We start from the raw sequence: 18,760 nt of genomic DNA on the forward strand, positions 1-18,760 counted from the left end.
AGGTTTTAAAAAGAGACATTCAATCCCAGTGTAAAAGTCCTCTCTTGCGGAGGGGTCAGGTACGTCACGTTCGGACTGAGATTCCGGTCGGTAGCATGCTCAAAATCCCTGGCAACTTCAGGATCCAACCCGGGAAACTCCGTAAATGTCAACAAATTGGTTCCGGTCAGGCTTACCCGTGCGCTGGATAATTTGAGTTTTTCCAAAAGGTTGGAAGAAAAGGTATAGCCAATCGACAAACGCCTTAAGCGCATATACGAGCCGTCATGAAGCCACTGATCAGTATTAATCCATGGAGTGTTCGAGCCATAAGTTTCCGTATCCAAAGTCAAACGGGGATATTGGGCTTGGTCTCCCGGCTGCCTCCAACGATCAAACAAGTCTTCCCGCATGTTCCAGGTAGTCACCACTCCCAATTGTCTTTTGGAAGAAGAATCAAAGATGTCTCCTCCCCGGGTAAAGACAAATAAAACCTGCATATCAAAGTTTTTGTAGGCAAAGGTATTGTTCAACGATCCGGTGAAATCCGGCATAATATTTCCGGCAGCTACCCGGTTTGCAGGGTCCCATGTATAGGTTTCGTAACCCTCTTTATCCAAGTAAATAGGCCTACCGTTTTCAGGATCAATCCGTGAAAAACGCACCAAGTAATTGGTTCCCACAGAGTAACCGGGGATCACGCGGGTGTCATTGGTCCCTCCACTTACGGCTTCTTGAGAAAACTTACCAATGGATTTAATGATATTATTATTGTGGGCTATATTAAAGGTAGTACTCCATTGGAAAGCCCCTGTTAAGTTTTGTGTGGTGATAGAAAACTCGACTCCTTCATTCAGGATTTCTCCTACATTGTCAAATTGTTTATCTTCAAAACCAATTTGCGGAGCCAGTGTCACTTCCATCAGTACTTTACTTGTATACCTGCGGTAATATGAGATTTCGGAAGTAATCCGGTCATTAAACAATCCGATTTCAATCCCTGCATCATAATTTTCAGCTTGTTCCCATTGCAAATCCGGATTTCCTAATTGTTCAGGATACAAAATAGGTTTTCCATTGTACCCGGGAGCCGGTTGATTTACGTATTTGGAAAGGTATTTATTCTCACCAAAATTCGAATTTCCCGTCAAGCCCCAGCTACTTTTAAGCTTCAAGAAGCTGATAATCTTGCTATTTTTCAAAAACGCTTCTTCCGAAACAATCCAGGCCACTGCTGCGGTGGGGAATACTCCAAAGCGCTTGTTATCTCCGAATTTTGAAGAACCGTCGGCCCTTAAGGTTGCTTGAAAGGTATACCGGTCTTTGAAAGTGTAGTTCAAGCGGCCGAAGTAGCTGATAAATTTCGAGAGTTTTCCTTCAAAAGGAGTTCCTCCTTCATAATTTGTGTCCTCATATTCAGGATCATCGTACCAAGGAGCCGTTACATCAGTGATCTTCCGGTCATCAAAACCTTTGGTTTCACTGCGCTGGTATTCGTGCCCCAGCAACCATTTGAAGGTATGATCGGCTCCCAAATCAAATTTATATTCTGCCGTAGCCACCCAGTTGTAGTTATTGATCTCATCCTGGTCCAACTCGGCAGTTCCCTTATGGGTTGTGTTTAACAATTCTCCCGATTCCCACTTATGATCCTTTAAGTTTAAATACTCATAATTCCCCCCTACTTTGATCGTCAGGTTTTTAACCGGCCTATAGGTAAAGTTCAAATTCCCCATGGCCGTAGTTTGATAGGTTCTGAGAGTCTTGTTAGCCCCTCTCCACAAAGGGTTCTTTTTATTTGAAGGAAGGAAAAACGACCCGTCATCGTTGTACACCGGATAAATAGGCAATGCTTCGGACATGGCGTCTCCCAGTCCCCCTGTCCAAGCGGCATCTACCCGGTGATTGACCATCCGTGCAAAAGAAGCACCCAGGCTCATATCCAGGTTGGACAACAAGGCATAATCCAAATTTGCTCTGGCGGTGAAGCGTTCCAGCTTGTTGCCTTTCAAATAACTTTCATTGTTGCTATATGAAGCGCCTACATAGCTTTTAAGTTTGTCTGTTCCTTGGGACATAGATAAGTTGTAGTCCTGTTTATATCCGACCCTAGTCGTTTCGTCCCACCAATCGGTATCTACTTGGCTGGCTTTTTCAAAAGCCGCCAGACGGGTAGCCGCATCATCTGTTGCTGAGGTATACCCAGGCAGGTACACGGCACCGGTTCCCCCGTCATTTTCCCAGGCTTCCTGACGCAACTGCAAGTACTGAGCGGTATTCAGCATTTTGGCTTTGGCTACCGGTTGAGAAACCCCGTGCCGGGTGGAGAAGGTAAACTTGGGTTTTCCGGATTTTCCTCTCTTGGTGGTCACAAACACCACCCCATTGGCAGCTCTTGATCCGTAAATCCCCACCGCAGAGGCATCTTTCAGAATTTTGATATCTTCGATATCGTTCGGGTTCAGCGAAGCCAGTGGATTCGTATTAAAAGCACCTTCATTTCCGGTCAAAAACTGATCGCTAGTGACAGGCAACCCATCCACTACGTACAAAGGATCTCCGGAGGCACTCACCGAAGCCGCCCCCCGGATACGGATTACCGAACCCGATCCGGCATAGCCACTTCCTTGAATGACTTGCACCCCTGCAGCCTGCCCTTGCAAAGCGGCCTCAAAACTTGGAGTAGGCACTTCTGCCAACTCCTGACCTTTCACCCGGGCAATAGACCCTGTCACTTCCCGTTGGGTCAAACTTCCATAGCCCACCACTACAATTTCGTCCAATTGTTGAATATTGGCATCCAACTTCACATTCAATACGGTTTGATTCGTAATCTCCATTTCCAACGTTTCATATCCCACAAATGAGAAAACCAGTACTTGCCCTTTCTCTACTTTGATGTTAAACTTTCCATCAAAATCAGAAAATGCGCCTGTACTGGTTCCTTTAATCAGGATATTCACCCCTGGAATAGGACTCTCATCGGTTGCATCCGTTACTGTTCCTTTTACTGCCAGTTGTTGTGCAAACAACGAATTGCCCTCAGCTAATACAAAGCATAACAGGACAACTAAAATGAGTCTGTAGTAACTTTTCATATTTACGCAAGTAGTTTAAATAGTATTGGATAATTGAGTATGACATTCCATCAACCTATCCAGTAGTTTGATAATTTTAAATTGTAACTGACATCAATTATACAATCCGCAAGTGTCAGATTTTCATTTAAATTCAAAAGCTTTTACAGATCCACCAAATAGAACCGCATACAATTAGTTAGCGACTCTGATGAATTAAACGGATCAAGGGCACTACTTAAAAAAGCAAAAAACCAGCTATACAAGCTAGAAACCTCTAAAAAGAGAGGTTAACAATTGGTTAACAAAGAAATATTAACATTCTGTTGACCCGAAGAAATTTCCAGCGAAAATTTGCTAATGTTTACCGATTGTTAACCTGTACCCAATGGCAAAAACAGAATGTATAAGACAAGTTTCCACCAGGATTTACCATCAAATTATCGAACATACACTCCTCAAAAACCTCTTTGACGATCCACATTAAACCGTTACGGTTTGATGTATCAACCCCAACAGGAATTTTGATAGGAAGGCCATCCGTACATGCTTATGGATACAGCCTGTTAAATGTTTAAAATAAAATCATTCAGGTTCTGATTATTAGGTAGGTTGAGCTTTTTACGCAAGCGAGAACGGGATACTTTAATACTTTCGGGAGAAATGCCTAAAATAGATGCGGCCGTCTGAATATTGAGGTTCAAGCGAATCAAGGCACAATGCCGCAACTCCTGGGAAGTAAGTTCGGGGTAGTTCACTTTAAGTTTGGCGTAAAAGCCTGTATACACCTGTTCGAAATAGAGCTTAAACTCTTCCCAATCCTTATCCAGCCGAAAACTTTCATCAATCATTTTCAGCGATTGTTTCAAATCCGTTTGCGAGGCTCTTTTGGACGATTTTATCAGCTCTTCCAGTTTGCTTCGCATCTCTTTCAGCGACTGGTTTTTCTGGATTAAGTGCAAGTTAAGAGTGGTCAATTGTTTGTTTTTATATTCTACCTGCTCGTGCAATTGCTTTTCTTTCAAATGCAAAAAATTCAAATCTGCTTCGGATAAAGCTTTCTGCGACTTAAACAGTGCTTCGTTTTTCTCTAAGAGTTCTTCTTTTTGTTGAATAATCTTTTTTTGCTGTTCGATCAGTTCATTCTTCTGCCGGTTAATTTCTTGCGTTCTGGCATCGATAATCTCTCTTAGCCGTTGCTTTTGCCGGATCAAATTAAAATTGTACACTTTTACGGTCAGTAAAATCAAACCGCAAAAGGCGAAGGCAAACAGAAGATACGCCCACCAGGTTTTAAACCAGGGGGTGGCTATGGTAAAAGGCACGACCAAAGGATCGCTCCATAACATGGCATTCTTTCTACTGCGCACCTGTAATACATACTCTCCCTCACTCATTCCTAATACGGAGATGTTGCGATTGGTGGATACCTTGGACCAGGTGCTGTCCAGTTGTAAAATACGGGCTTGGTATACCATTTGATTGCCGGGATACGACAAAGAAATGTACTCCACTTCCCAACGGGCATTGTATGGAAATATCAATTGCACCGTGTCTGATAAGCTGTATTTTTGCCCGTTGACCGTAAGGTTTTGCAAAATCGGCTGAGGAGTTTTTCGTAAAATCCGGCTATCCGGGCTTTGTACTTCCGCCACTCCTTTGGCCGTGGCTACCCAGATATTCCCTTTGGCATCGCCTACCAACCCCCGGGCTTTCAGGATTTTTGAAGGCAAACCGTTCTCACGGTTAAACAACATGGTCTTTTCATTGTGGTAATATACCAAGCCATACGAGTTGGCCAACCATATTCCCTGCTCACTGACCCATACCGCCCGTACCGGTTCATTTTCATTAAAGCCGTCTAACCGGACTCTTTGCAAGTTATGGTACTTACCATTGCGATAGCCCGCCTTTAACAATCCTTTGGAAGTCGCCAACCATAAATCGCCCTGAGCGCCAAAGCTCAAATCATTAACTAACAAGGGTTCCTCGGAAGGAAAAGGCAAAGGAAGGCTGATATTCATAAACCGGTCTGCGATTTTATCATATTTATATAAGTACCCCTCTTTACCGCTCCCGCCACATAATACTTCTCCGAAAGGCGATTGCCGTACTACTTGAGAGTTGACTACTTCAGGATAATACCAAGGCTTTTGCCCCTCTTTGATTTTCAATAACCCTTTCAGACTTCCGGTAAACCAGGCATTCTCTTCCGTATCTTCATACACATGTAAAATCGTAAAATCCGGATCGTGTAGTAGTAACTCTACTTGTCCTGTCTGACGATCTTTTCTAAAGATTTGTCCGAAAGCCGAAGCCATCCACATATGGTCTTCTTTTACCACCAACCTATCAATATACGATTCTGACAAGTTTACTTTTTGGGTAGTTGCCCAATAAGTGCGGTTCCCGGAGAGGGCATAGACATGCGTTCCTACGGTATAGTGCACCTGTTTTTCAGGGCTAATATCCAAAGACTCAATCCGGTACGGTACGGTAGGAAGAACAGGATGCACCAAAGTCGCTTTCAATATTCCTACATTTTCACTGCCTCCTATCCATAATTCTTTTGCAAGCGGGTCATAATGCAGGCTGATAATATCCGTAAAAGGCACCTCTTCTATCAGATAGTATTCCAGGTGCTCTTCGCTGATTTTTGCTTTAAAAAGCCCCTGATCCCAAGAACCTATAAACAGCTCATTTTCAGAAGTAAAAACCAATGAAAACACCTCTTTAATTTCCGGGTAAAATTGTTGACTGAGAATCTGTTGATCGCTATCGATTTTGAGTTGTAATAAGCCCTCTTTTCCACCTAATAACAGATAGTCTCCTTTATAGTTTTCCAATACGGCCAGGTCCTTGAGCTTGACTTGAGTAGCCACCGGATCAAAGCGCTTGTAATTTTCATTGTACACAAACAATTGCCCCTTATAAGATGCCATCCAGAGGTTTCCAAACGCATCCTCCGCAAAGGAATAACTACGATGATAGTCCGCAGAAGTGTTTTCCGCTCCCAAATCGTACCGGGATACTCCTTCTTGATCAAATTTGACCACAATCCGGTTTTCTCCTACCCACAAATTGCCTTTACTATCTTCAAAAATCGACTTCGGATAAAATAAGGTATCGGTAAGGGGCCGGCCGTGTACCTTTGGGTATTTAAACACCGTTGTATCCGGCCGGTTGTGGATCTCCATCACCCCTTTGTCATGCAATACCAGTAAGTTTCCGTTTTTCCGAACACAAAAGGCCTTGGTATACGGAGAAGGAAGCTCTTTATAAAATAAGCGGGAATTAACGCCATCAAAACGCAAAATACCTTCGTCCGTAGCCACCCATACATATCCTTCCTTGTCTTTGACCACTTGTTTGATCAATTCTTTGGAAAGAACTTCATTAATATCATAGTATTGATGATGGTACTGTTGGGCAATACCGGGGAGAGTAACTATCCAGATAAATAGTAGCGTAATTGCTATTAAGTACTTCCTCATTTTCACATTGAAATTTCCTCGTTAATGGGGAAATATAAAGAAATCTCTACAAAAGTACGCAACAGAAACCGGTTCGCTGAAACCCTTGATGAAAGAAATCATTCAATGATCTGTTAACAGTTCTCTGAACAATACCATTCGGATGAATTCATCAAAGGCTGATTAAGCGGTTTGTAAAGGCCGAACGGAACTCCGGTGACACCTGTTTTTTCAAACGCCTGTGTTTTCTATTGTGCTCTATGTGGTTCAATTTTTTGTTAACCACCATAGAGACACAGTAGAAAAGAATAAAAGTTTCTTGGACGGAAGGTTCGTTTACACGACAACAGGCTTAATATTACTATTCCTTCAACACCATATCAATACACATCACGGCTGCCAGGATAAGAATTCGCAAACGGTTATTTTCCGGTACGGAGTCCTCAATTTGCAGAATATAATTGTCGGCAGAAGTGAAAAGCTCTTTGCCCATACCACTCCACTTTTTAGTTACTCTGGCAAACTCCATATTGTCTTTGATAAACTTAAAATCCCAACCGGTCCATTTTCCTTTCAGCATACACAACTCATTGTCGTTGGCATCCAGGATACTGAACTTACCTCCAAGGGAAAAGAACTTTTGTTTAAACTTACCCATCAATTGGTTTTGATCGTCATATACCTCTACGGTAGATAAGAACAAAGAAATTCCTCTTTTGACAGTTAATACTTTTTCTCCGGAAGATGTTTTGATTTCAATTTCGAAAGGAGTCATCCGCTTGTAGTCGGTAAAACGGAGCATTTTGGTGAAAAAGCCCAGATTGTCTTCCCGGCAATTCATCAACATTTCCTGACTTTCCGGGTCATAGATATCAAAATTGTTAGCGGCTTTGAACATGCCTACATGTTCTTTAACAAAAAACAGGTTTTGGTTTAGTACAGGATTCATGTACAGTTTCTTTTAAGAGTGTTAAATAGCTATTTGTATGTGTTTTCAACGCTACAGCTTTATAATATTTTAACTGACTAGCGCAAATGACGAATTTTAATTCAAAAAAGGCCATAGTGAAAGATAGATATCACTATGGCCTTTTGAGAGCTACTCTCCCCAATGAATTTATATTTGAAAATTTCTTTTAAAAACTCATAAGAGATGATAAGTTACTCATATTTATTGCAATGCTGATAGTGGACTGGCTTCTGCGGAAGTTCCCCACTCAGACGGAGCCTGGCCCATCACAAACACCAACTCTCCTCCATTCATAATATCTTGATGAGTGATATAAGTGTTAGGATATTCTTTTCCATTCAACTTTACACTTTGAACATAGACATTTTCCGCACTTAACCCTTCGGCTTTTACCGTGAAAGTTTTGCCGGTTGCTACTTGGAAAACCGTCTCGTCAAACTTGGGCGCTCCTAATATATAGTTCGAATCGCCCGGGCACACCGGGTAAAACCCAATGGCTGAAAAGTTGTACCATACGGACATTTGCCCACAATCATCGTTGTTTGGCATCCCGTCAGGCTTGGCTGCATACATGGTTTTCATCACCTCGCTTACTCTCTCTTGGGTTTTCCATGGTTGGCCTACGTAATTGTACAAATAGGTAATTTGATGGCCAGGCTCGTCTCCGTGTCCATAGTGCCCAATGAAGCCGGAAATATCCACATGTTGCTCGCCTTCCATATTCATAGGTTCGGCAAACAGTTTGTCCAGGTTTTGAGCGAAAGCCTCTTTTCCTCCCATCAACTCGATCGCCATGTTGGTAGCATGCGGGTAGTAATAACTATACGCCCAAATATTTCCCGATACATAATGTCCTTTCAGGTCTTCCCAGTCGGTCAGGGAAATGCCTTCCACCCAATTACCGTTCCGGTCTTTCGGCCAGTATAATTGGCGCTCGGGATGGTAATGTTTCATAAAGTTTTTCGACCTCTCAAAAAACAACTTTGCATCCTCGGCTTTGCCCAGCTTTTCGGCTACTTTGCCAATGCACCAGTCGTAATACGAAAATTCCATAGTCTTTGACACCGACTGTGGTACATCTGCCGATACATAACCTAATTCCAGATATTCTTCCAACCCTCCCGGATCGCCCAGGTCCGTAGGTTTCGGGTGAAAGGCAATGGCCCGCATCGCGGCATAGGCTTTTTCCACATCAATACCCGGTACCTCTTTCATAATCGCATCGGCAATGACGGACACGGAAGGATAACCGACCATACAGCGATTGTCAAAACCACACAGTTCCCATATGGGCAACTGTCCTCCTTCGGCATGGCGACTGACCAGTGAGTTGACGAAGTCAGCCGTACGCTGATGGTCAATCAAGGTAAGCAGCGGATGCACGGCCCGGTGAGTATCCCACACGGAAAACGTACTGTAGTTATTAAAGCCCTCCGCTTTCAGAGTTTTATCAATCGCCACATATTGCCCATCCACATCCATCGAAAGGTTGGGGTCGATCATGGCATGGTACATTCCCGTATAAAAAATTTTCTTTTGTTCTTCCGAGCCTCCTTTCACTTGTACTTTGGCCAGTTCGGTTCTCCAGGCTTGTGCGGCTTCTTGTTTCACTTGGTCAAAATTCTTATTGCTACCTTCGGCTGCAAAGTTTTTACGGGCACCTTCCAGGCTTACGGCTGAAATGGCTACTTTTACTTCGATGCTTTCTCCGGCTTGAGTTTCAAAACTGGCAAATGCTTTGGCATCGGCCCCTTTGGCTTCTTTTTCATTTTCCAATACCGCATCTTTCAGACTGACTCCTGCTTTTTGGAAAGGCTTTGAAAAACGGGCCGTAAAATACACAAAGCGATTTCCGCCCCATCCCGAGCTATGGCAATAGCCTTCAATGGTTTGTTCATCGGTGATTTTGGCATGTGTTTCTTGTGTTTTTCCGAAAATGATACTGGTAGGATCGATGATGACATGGGCCTCTTTCGATTCGGGAAAAGTATAGCGGTGAAAACCGACTCTTGGGGTAGTGGTCAACTCTGCATTGATATCATAATCCAGCAGTTTTACTTGATAATAACCTGCGGTAGCCGATTCGTCATCATGAGAAATACGTGAACGGTACCCTGCATCCGGATCATTTTTCGGGCCGGAATTCAGTTTCAATTCTCCAACGGTTGGCATCAATAAGATATCCCCTAAATCGGACCAACCGGTGCCGCTCAGGTGTGTATGACTGAAACCTTTGATATTTTCATCGGAATAATGGTAGCCGGAGCACCAGTTCCACCCTTTGGTGTCCCCGTCCGGGCTCAGTTGGATCATTCCGTAAGGATAGGTGGCCCCGGGAAAGGTATGCACAATCCCGTCCGTACCGATAAAAGGATCGACATACTGCATAAAGTCAGCTTCCTCAGCAGTCGGGGAATCTGCCTGCCCGGACTTCTTGTCCGCCTGGCAAGCCATAAAAAGCGCTGTCAACAACAGCCAGGTGTAAGATGTTAATTTCATTTTTAGTTGATTCGTTTATAGTTTTTACATCAAAGCGGAAAGATAGCAAAAGATGGGGAAAGGGGAATAAGTCCGGCAATTTGTGAAGGCACCTTTACGATTTACCAACCCTTACGTTTCTATAACTGATACAATACTGCAAACCTATCCTCACTATCTCTAGCTTTCAAGTTTCTAAAAGATTGTTAACATATTTGCAGGCAAAAAATACCGGATTCGCCCTATACACCTCTAACCCCTTATAAACCACTTTATTAGCACCCTCTTTGAAATTGTTAAGCATAACACAATTTGTTAATAAGTGTTAATTACCCAAGTCCGGTTACATCTAACCGATCGCTTTTGCGTGTATTACATCTGGTAACTATGTTCAATTTAAACTTAACCTTAATGCAAAAGCTTAAATTTTTTGTTTACGCGCTATTTATCACACCACTTTTACTTACTTCTTGTTCAAAAGACGATGACGATCCCCAACCAGCCAAACTGGAAGATGTAAAGTTTGCTTTGAAGGAGGATTTTGAGGAAATTACTGCTCCCCAAAATTTACAAAAATCTGAAGATCCGAATGCTCAACAAGTATTAGGCTATATTCAGCAAGCCAATTCATTTAAATCGTATATGAATTTCTTTACTATTCCAGAGGGTGCAGAAAAATCCAATACCCCTATTAATGCAGCCGGAGGGAGAGTAACCAGTGGAGAATACTTGGTGTACAAATGGAGTTATGACGGTTTGACCATTGCTTACCAAGTCTCTCAACAGGGAAACGAATATGTATTTGAAGCATTTATCAACGATGGAGAGGGCTCATCAACTTTAGTAAAATATATTGAGGCACGTCAATCAACAGATGGAAAAAAGGGTTCCATGAAAGTTTTTGACTTTTATGATTTGGATGATAATGGCAAATTAGATGATGTAACTGCTAACTATATTTGGGAACACAGAGATAATGGTAGTATTTATTTCAAATTCGACTTTGGTAATGATGCCTTAGTTTATGAATTGGAAGTCAATGCGGATGCTTCAGGGAAAGTCCAGTATTATATAGAAGGTGAACTTTACTACTTCGTTGAATGGGATGCACAAGGCAATGGCTCTTGGAAGTACTATTCTGAAGGAAAAGTTGTAGAAAGCGACTCTTGGACAGTATAAGGAAACAAAACAGTGATTCAAACTATTTCCCGTTGGTAGCGAGTTACCAACGGGTATTTTTTTCACTACAACGTACTTCATAAAAAATCCATGAAAAAATTTCAATTAGTAATTCTTACAACACTTCTTACTTCTTTATTATTCACTTCTTGTTCGAAGGACGATGATGAGGCTCCACAACCGGAACCCTCACTCGAAGAAGTAAAATTTGCTCTGATAAACGGCTTTGAGAAAATCATCTTACCTCAAGGGTTATTGAACGAAGAGGAGGATGGACACGCCAGAATAGCCCTTCGCAGGATAGATTACACCAAGAAATACAGAAGCTATTACACGACTTACCTTACCATTCCTGAGGATGCGGAAACCTCCAATACACCAATTACTCCGGGAGAAGGCGAGTACTTGGTATACCAATGGAAGAATGATAAGCAGGAAACCATCTTTTGCCAAGTCTCTCAACAAGAAAATAACTATTTATTAGAAGTATTTATTCAAGGAGAAAATGATGCTCATTTAAAGCTCTTTGAAGCTTATCAAGCCAAAGACAGTAAAAAACTACAAATCAATCTCTTAGAATCTGTTGCAGACTTAGAAGAAGGAACTACTACTTGGGAAGAAAAGAACGGTAGCATCCACTTTGCCTTTGAGTATGAAGAAGTAAAGTTTGAGCAGGTTCTTCACCCGGACGGTTCTGGTAAACAAACATTATTTAAAAATAATAAGCCAAGCAACATCATCCAATGGGACGCCCAAGGCAATGGTACTTGGACAGAATTTGAGGAGGATGGAACAACTGTAAACGATAGTGGCTCCTGGTCAAAAAAATAAATTTCAACCCTGACGGCAAACAATTATCCTCAGAATATAACTTCTGTCTCTAAGAGGCGATAAACAGATTCAATCAGTTACACATGACTTAACAAATAAAAAATCCATGAAAAAATTTCAATTAGTAATTCTTACAACACTCTTTACATCCTTATTATTCACCTCTTGTTCCAAGGACGATGATGAGGCTCCACAACCGGAACCCTCACTCGAGGAAGTAAAATTTGCTCTGATAGACGGCTTTGAAGAAATCGCCTTACCTCAAGGGGTATTGGATTCAGAGGATAAACATGCAAAACAAGTGGTTGAGCGCCATGAGTTCATTCAACTTTTCCATAAAAACCACTACATTCATTACTTTACTCCCCCAGCTAATGCAGTGAAGTCGAATACACCGATTGTCCCGGCCGAAGGAGAATATCTGGTATACCAGTGGGTTACAGAGGATGGAACCCTTGCCTATCAACTTTCAAAGAAGAATGATGAATATTTATTGGAGGCTTTTATCAAAACCGATGAAGGGGGAAACTTTCAAAAATATCTTGAGGCTCATCAATCAAAAGATGGAAAAAAGGTCCAGGTAAAGGAAGTCTCAACTGATATTATTATCAAATGGGAGCGAGCTGAAAACGGGGAGGTTTACATTGTCTACCTTAAAGATCATCAAAAGTTTGAGCAGGTTCTCCATGCAAATGGCTCTGGCAAACAACAATTGTTTAAAAATAATAAGTTGGAAAGCATCATTCAATGGGATGCAGAAGGGAAAGGCTTCTGGGAAGAATATGATGAAGAGGGAAAAAAAGTGGACAGCGGCTCTTGGCCAAAGCCTTTGGAAGAAGTGAAACTTGCTCTGATAGACGGCTTTGAAGAAATTGCCTTACCTCAAGGGGTATTGGATTCAGAGGATGAACATGCACAAAGGCTGGCTAAATTTCATCAAGAAATCTTCTATAATTTCAGAGATTATATCACGGCTTACTTTGACATACCGGAAGATGCCGAGATCTCCAATACACCGGTCGTACCGGCGGAAGGGGAATATTTGGTTTATCAATGGAACAAAGAGGATGAGACGATTGCCTGTCAAGTGTCACAACAAGAGGGGGAATATGTATTGGAAGTCTTTGTGAAAGAGGGAGAGGCTTTTCAAAAAAAGTTTGAAGCTCGGCAGTCGAAAGACGGAAAAAAATTAAAAGTTATAGAATTTCAATTTGGCAAAGTGGATTATACCTCTACTTGGGAAGAAAAAGAAGATGGCAGTACCTCCTTTCTTTTTGAAGATGATCAGGGTTCACTTGAACATGAAGTTCATGCAGACGGGTCGGGAAATCTACTTTTCACGAGAGAAGGGATACGGGAATATTTTGTCCAATGTGATGCAGAAGGCAATGGTACTTGGAAAGAATTCGATGAAAAAGGAGACATACTAGACAGTGGCTCTTGGTCAAAAGCATAAGCGATAAATAGTTAGTTATGAATATAAGCCCTGTTTTCTGAGAAAGCAGGGCTTATATTTCATCAGTTACACACACTTAACAAATAGAAAATTCATGAAAAAATTTCAATTAGTAATTCTTACAACACTTCTTACTTCTTTATTCTTCACGTCTTGTTCGAAGGACGATGATGAGGCTCCACAACCGGAACCCTCACTCGAGGAAGTAAAATTTGCTCTATTAAATGAGTTTGAAGAATTCACTGCTCCTCAAGGGTTACAGGATTATGATAATATTCATGCAGAACAAGCGATAAGTGACATCAACGAAGCCAATGCGATCAGGGCTTATTTCACTACTTACTTTGATATTCCGGAGGGTGCGGAAAAATCCAATACTCCCATTGCATCTTCGGAAGGAAAATACATAGTGTACAAATGGGAAGAAGATAACAAGTCCATTGCCTTACAGCTCTCTCAACAAGGAGATGAATACTTGATGGAAGTGTTCATCAGGAAAAAAGATAATGCCCCTTACCAGTTGTTTATCGAAGCCCGCCAACCTAAAGCAGGTAAAAAATTCCAACTCAAACAGTTTGATTTGGAAGAAAAACAGGTAAGGGCTACCTTCCTTTGGGAAAAAAGAGAAAAAGAAAGCACTTATGTTTCTCATACAAGACCTGCGGGCGCTAAACAGGAATGGAACTTTTATGCCGATGCTTCAGGCAAAACGGCAAATTCTTTTGATGGCAAGCTTTTCTACATTATTCAGTGGGATGCAGAAGGCAAGGGCTCTTGGCAAGACTTCAACCCTTATGATGGCAAAGAAACCGGCAAGGGATCATGGCCTGAACGTTTGGAAGATGTAAAATTTGTTTTTTTGAAAAGCCTGGAAGAAATCGTTTTACCCCAAGGTTTAAAGGACTCTTATAATACGTATGCAAAAACGCTTGTTACCAGAATCAATGATTATAAATACGAGTACAGTAGTTACTTTACTGTTTATCTTGACATTCCGGGGGATGCCGAAAAATCCACTACGCCTGTCACTCCGGGGGAAGGGGAGTATTTAGTGTATAAGTGGACAAATAAGTTCGGTGAAGTCACCGTCTGCCAAGTTTCCAAACAAGGCGATGAGTATTTGTTCGAAGCCTTTGTTCAAGAAGATGATGGGTCTTATGTAAAACTCTTTGAAGCCCGGCAAACCAAAGACGGCAGAAAGGCCTTTATTTTGGAAGGTGAAAACATCTCCATTACTGTTGAATTACTCGATTATAATGGCAGTATTCGCTTTTTGTATGATGATGGATGGGTAAAGTTTGATTTGGAAGTCCAATCGGACGGCTCCGGTAAACAACAATATTCCGAAGATGGAATGCCCAGGGATGACATTCAATGGGATGTTGAAGGGAATGGCTCCTGGAAAGAATTCGATGAAAAAGGAGACATACTAGACAGTGGCTCTTGGAAAGCAAATACATAGTTTTTTTACATTGAAGTGGTTTAAACGTATAGTTTTTGACCGAAAATGGAATCAAAACCGGCTCATCAAGGCACTTTTTGAAGAGAATAGCCAAAGCTATTGGTGAAAAAAGTAACACAGAGGAGGCCTTTTTGAAACATTCTTCAGGAAAAAGTAAAAGGTTAATTCACTTCATTATAAGGCTGCCCGGATTTTTCGGGCAGCCTCTGTTTTTTCATAGAATTTCTCTTGGTCATTTTACGCAAAAATAATCAAGAGATACCCGTTGAAATCGCCTTTTCTTTTTTACCTGGCAAAGGCTTTTGTATCCCGGCAATCTCTCCTATACCCAAATATTTTTTCAAGGCCTGCTCGGTTGTTTCTCTTTGCAATTTCCACAAGCTATATGGCAGAGGAAAGACGCCGAATCCGGCTTGTTGTTGCACAAACAATTTATAATGTTCCAGGGAAAAAGCAGCTTCAAACTCTCCGGGATAACCGATCAAATCAATACAGTAGGTTTTCCCTTGATAAACCATGACCAAGTCAATTTCCAAACCGGCAACGGGGTACTTGACATGCAGTTCTTCCACTCCCCAAGCGGTAAGCGTTTGTCGCACCTCTTCCAAAAATTCATCCCAGGTCACCGGGTAGCTATTGGGCTTGTCGGTACTTTCCGAATGATTGTCAATATAGGAAAGGTACTTACCCAACATAGAGGTGGTGGGTAACTGATTTTTACTTAACGATGTAACCACGTATTGATTGGAACGTGCCCGGGTAATGCTAACATTAAACACATCTGTACGGTTGATATGTTGTAAAGCGGAAGGATGTGTTTCGGAATCAATGGCAAATGACAAAAACATCACATCCCGTTCCTCTCCTTGAAAAGAATGGGCCGTTCCTACCAGCAAATTATGCCGCTCCATACTTTCTAAATCAAAGCGATTACTAACCTGTTGCCTCAAATAGTCCACCTGATTCCGGTAAGGAGATAAGATTCCTATACTTTGGCAAAGAGACACTTCAAGATTCTTTTCCTCCTCCATCATCTCCTCTACCTTCTTGAGAATAAACTCCGCTTCACCTGTATTGTACCCTTGCTTGACCCGTTCGCCATCCACTTGCAAATGAAATAAACTCTGGACCTGCGCAAGTTTCGGGTCGGAGGTCATGATGCGTAATTTATCGGCATAAAACTCCCGGTTGCTAAAACTAATGATTCCCGGGAGACTCCGGAAATGTTCATTTAAAAAAGCAATTTGATTTTGACTTTGCACTTGATCGCTAAAAACGTCCAATACACTCCGGTCCCGGTAGGCATATTGTTCCACCTGGGATTCGGTCAGGTCGACCTGTTCGCCCAAGTAGCGTTGCCGTTCCCGGGAAAGGAAGGATACATGCCGCAATTGTTTGGGGTCACCCGACACTACGACTTTCCTTCCCCGTTGCATTACCGGAAGCGTACTGGCCAAGTCGCATTGACTGGCCTCATCGATAATCACCAAATCAAACAACTCTTTGCGTAGGGGCAATACGCTGTTAATCTCTCCGATACTGACCAGCCATACCGGCAAGGTCTTTTTCAAACGGTCAAAATTGATTTCATCGAACAAGCTTTCCTTCCGGTTTCCTGTCCGGGCACGGATGGCATTATAAAAATTAACCAGTTCTTGCCGGTGGTGTTCTAAGGTTTGGTATAGATTATAATGATACTGCTTGTCAACCAACTCTTTTATGGTTTCGTTTTTATGTCTTACCTCTCGCAAAATCCCTTGATAGATTTCCCAATAAGGCTCTTCCAAATTAAAGTTGAGCCTGACGCCCGTCCACCATTTCTTAATTTTTTGTAAAAGGCTAAGAGAGCTTTGTGCCAAAAGACCACCTCGCTCCAGTTCGCGTTTTTCTTGTTTGGCAAACAGCCTTTCCTGTTTATCTATATTTTTTAAATATTGCTCCAGCTTTTTCTCTAAGGCCGTTATTTCCTCTTTTTTAATATTCTTCACTCCCACTCCATTGATGATATTACCCAATAGATGCCTTAGAGTCGTTTTGTAATTGCGCATTCCGCCCCCCCGGATACAAACATCTTTTAATTCAAAGTCCTTCTCAATTTTATCCGCAATTACATCTACCGCTTGGTTATTGGAAGACACGATCAACACCGATTTGCCACGAGCCAGATAGTCCACCGTCAGAGCTGCGATGGTAAAGGACTTGCCGGTACCCGGAGGACCTACTAACAGCGTTGCATGATGGGCATTCACCGATTGAAAGACGGACTGTTGGGCCGCATTCAAGGTGGTAGGTACCAGAATTTGTTTGCTTTCTTCTTTTACTGAGGGGGCAGACTCATCCGCACCTAAAAATACGCGTAAGGGAGCGGAATAATCCGAAGACGCTTCCAATTCACTTAACTCATTCAACACTCCTAACGTAGCCGTGGATTTTTTGAGAACGGCCAAACCCGCTGCCGGAAGAATGGCAAACCCCTCTTTCAGCTTTTTAAACTTCCGGTCGATTTTCTTTTTATCATATAATTGAGGATATAAGAGTAAGTCCTGTGTATCGATCCCCTCAAACCTTTCATCAAAGAAGTTTTTGATGGCGGCACATTGTTCGAAATCCAGATGACTACTGTTGACTATGGTCGAAAGCTCATTGATGGCTGTGTAAGACGTATCGTCATCGTCTTGTGCCTCAAGCAGCTTAAACAAAAATGTATTGAGTTGAGTATTTTGTGCAGGAAGCTGTAACGTAGGCATTTCTCCTTCCACAATGGTCGTAGGGCTGAGCAACAAAGGGGCGATAATTTTTTGCTCTTTGCCTCCGATCATCGCTTTGCCTATCACAAAAAGCGCACAGGTGTACAGTTCTTTTTCCTTGGAATAAACCGATAAGGTTTTGGTAACGCTTTCGGCCCATTCTTCATCTGCAGGCAGTGTGGAGAGTTCTCCGGAAAACAATTCGGTTTCCTGTAAGAGGTAATGATGTTCTACTTTTTGTTGAAAAAAATTGGTCAGAGACAATTCGCGATTATCTGCCTGGTAACAACTTTTAAGATAACGTACTAGGTTATTGGAGTGGCTCATGAATAATGTGTTCGACTTATTCGGTTTTAGTAATACACAAGTATAAAAAGAATGCCGAAAATATAAAGAAGGAAATAAGAAAAAGGCCTTGCGGCTTATAAAAACCCACAAGGCCTGTTCACTTGTAATTAATACCGTCAATTACTTTCGAAAAATGCGACCATTTCTAAAAAACACTTTATTTGTGATAGTGGTAAGAAGCATTTCGGAGTTTTCCTTTTTTCCCTCCGCTTCCTTTCCGTATTGTAATTCGTATTTCGTAGAGTACGGCAATAATAAGGTAATCCGTTCTTGAGGAGGCAAATAAACTTTTTTTACACTGCAACTTAATGATTCATCTATTTTTTGCTCCGTCAACAAATCAAAATAGACAGTATCTTTTTCGGTGTTTTTCAAGACAAGGGTTCTGTATATTTTTTCAGTATGAACATCCGCGTCATTCATATGCGGATTATCACAACAACACTTCCTTCTGCCACAAGCCTTACAAGGAACCGTACTAATGATAATTCCACTAACCAGCCCTTCAACCGCTCCTTCTACCGCAGCGGCTCCCACCGTAGAAGCGCCATACTCAAAGCGGTGTTTTTTCATTGCTTGTTGAGCAAGTCTACTATCATAATCTAAGATAAACCGGCTATCGTTATCCACCTTGGCTACATATTTCCCTTTGTTAGAGACACAGCCACTCATTGCAAGAAGCAGTACGAAGAATAAAAGTCTGTATTTCATAGGATTGATAAATTAAAGTGCTATATAATACAGACAATCAATACCCAAA

General features: G+C 41.9%; 10 protein-coding genes. 4 read left to right on the top strand and 6 right to left on the bottom strand.

Annotated features, from left to right (window positions below; translation table 11 throughout):
• Nucleotides 1-5: 5 nt before the first annotated feature.
• From AAG747_RS14305 to AAG747_RS14320, 4 genes are all read right to left on the bottom strand, one after another.
• Nucleotides 6-3,077, bottom strand: coding sequence for a SusC/RagA family TonB-linked outer membrane protein (locus tag AAG747_RS14305; RefSeq protein WP_346821862.1), 3,072 nt, complete (start codon nucleotides 3,075-3,077; stop codon nucleotides 6-8).
• Nucleotides 3,078-3,622: 545 nt separating this feature from the next.
• Nucleotides 3,623-6,550: a hypothetical protein gene (locus tag AAG747_RS14310; RefSeq protein WP_346821863.1), complete on the bottom strand. Its 2,928-nt coding sequence runs from the start codon at nucleotides 6,548-6,550 to the stop codon at nucleotides 3,623-3,625.
• 340 nt (nucleotides 6,551-6,890) lie between these two features.
• Nucleotides 6,891-7,478: an LURP-one-related family protein gene (locus AAG747_RS14315; protein WP_346821864.1), complete on the bottom strand. Its 588-nt coding sequence runs from the start codon at nucleotides 7,476-7,478 to the stop codon at nucleotides 6,891-6,893.
• A gap of 222 nt (nucleotides 7,479-7,700) precedes the next feature.
• Nucleotides 7,701-9,998: a GH92 family glycosyl hydrolase gene (locus AAG747_RS14320; RefSeq protein WP_346821865.1), complete on the bottom strand. Its 2,298-nt coding sequence runs from the start codon at nucleotides 9,996-9,998 to the stop codon at nucleotides 7,701-7,703.
• A 390-nt stretch (nucleotides 9,999-10,388) separates the two neighbouring features.
• Between AAG747_RS14320 and AAG747_RS14325 the strand changes: the two genes are divergently transcribed.
• The 4 genes from AAG747_RS14325 (at nucleotide 10,389) to AAG747_RS14340 (ending at nucleotide 14,905) form a co-directional block, all read left to right on the top strand.
• On the top strand, nucleotides 10,389-11,156 hold the full coding sequence (locus tag AAG747_RS14325; protein WP_346821866.1) for a hypothetical protein: 768 nt from the start codon (nucleotides 10,389-10,391) through the stop codon (nucleotides 11,154-11,156).
• Between the two features lie 90 nt (nucleotides 11,157-11,246).
• Nucleotides 11,247-11,987: a hypothetical protein gene (locus AAG747_RS14330; RefSeq protein WP_346821867.1), complete on the top strand. Its 741-nt coding sequence runs from the start codon at nucleotides 11,247-11,249 to the stop codon at nucleotides 11,985-11,987.
• Nucleotides 11,988-12,093: 106 nt separating this feature from the next.
• Nucleotides 12,094-13,443: a hypothetical protein gene (locus tag AAG747_RS14335; RefSeq protein WP_346821868.1), complete on the top strand. Its 1,350-nt coding sequence runs from the start codon at nucleotides 12,094-12,096 to the stop codon at nucleotides 13,441-13,443.
• Nucleotides 13,444-13,537: 94 nt separating this feature from the next.
• On the top strand, nucleotides 13,538-14,905 hold the full coding sequence (locus tag AAG747_RS14340) for a hypothetical protein (protein ID WP_346821869.1): 1,368 nt from the start codon (nucleotides 13,538-13,540) through the stop codon (nucleotides 14,903-14,905).
• Nucleotides 14,906-15,156: 251 nt separating this feature from the next.
• Here the strand turns inward: AAG747_RS14340 and AAG747_RS14345 are convergent, their stop codons facing one another.
• Together AAG747_RS14345 and AAG747_RS14350 are read right to left on the bottom strand one after the other, a co-directional pair.
• Nucleotides 15,157-17,979 carry a DEAD/DEAH box helicase gene (locus AAG747_RS14345; RefSeq protein ID WP_346821870.1) on the bottom strand — a complete coding sequence of 941 codons (2,823 nt, stop codon included), beginning with the start codon at nucleotides 17,977-17,979 and terminating at the stop codon, nucleotides 15,157-15,159.
• A 141-nt stretch (nucleotides 17,980-18,120) separates the two neighbouring features.
• A complete protein-coding gene (locus AAG747_RS14350; RefSeq protein WP_346821871.1) occupies nucleotides 18,121-18,711 on the bottom strand; it encodes a putative periplasmic lipoprotein in 591 nt (196 codons plus the stop codon).
• Nucleotides 18,712-18,760 lie beyond the last annotated feature (49 nt).

This window comes from Rapidithrix thailandica, assembly GCF_039710355.1.
Lineage (GTDB): Bacteria > Bacteroidota > Bacteroidia > Cytophagales > Flammeovirgaceae > Rapidithrix > Rapidithrix thailandica.

What these genes read in the sequence shown, in the direction of transcription:
- AAG747_RS14350 (WP_346821871.1), bottom strand. Translation starts at nt 18,711, where the DNA reads ATGAAATACAGACTTTTATTCTTCGTACTGCTTCTTGCAATGAGTGGC.
- AAG747_RS14315 (WP_346821864.1), bottom strand. Translation starts at nt 7,478, where the DNA reads ATGAATCCTGTACTAAACCAAAACCTGTTTTTTGTTAAAGAACATGTA.
- AAG747_RS14345 (WP_346821870.1), bottom strand. Translation starts at nt 17,979, where the DNA reads ATGAGCCACTCCAATAACCTAGTACGTTATCTTAAAAGTTGTTACCAG.
- AAG747_RS14325 (WP_346821866.1), top strand. Translation starts at nt 10,389, where the DNA reads ATGCAAAAGCTTAAATTTTTTGTTTACGCGCTATTTATCACACCACTT.
- AAG747_RS14305 (WP_346821862.1), bottom strand. Translation starts at nt 3,077, where the DNA reads ATGAAAAGTTACTACAGACTCATTTTAGTTGTCCTGTTATGCTTTGTA.
- AAG747_RS14310 (WP_346821863.1), bottom strand. Translation starts at nt 6,550, where the DNA reads ATGAGGAAGTACTTAATAGCAATTACGCTACTATTTATCTGGATAGTT.
- AAG747_RS14335 (WP_346821868.1), top strand. Translation starts at nt 12,094, where the DNA reads ATGAAAAAATTTCAATTAGTAATTCTTACAACACTCTTTACATCCTTA.
- AAG747_RS14320 (WP_346821865.1), bottom strand. Translation starts at nt 9,998, where the DNA reads ATGAAATTAACATCTTACACCTGGCTGTTGTTGACAGCGCTTTTTATG.
- AAG747_RS14340 (WP_346821869.1), top strand. Translation starts at nt 13,538, where the DNA reads ATGAAAAAATTTCAATTAGTAATTCTTACAACACTTCTTACTTCTTTA.
- AAG747_RS14330 (WP_346821867.1), top strand. Translation starts at nt 11,247, where the DNA reads ATGAAAAAATTTCAATTAGTAATTCTTACAACACTTCTTACTTCTTTA.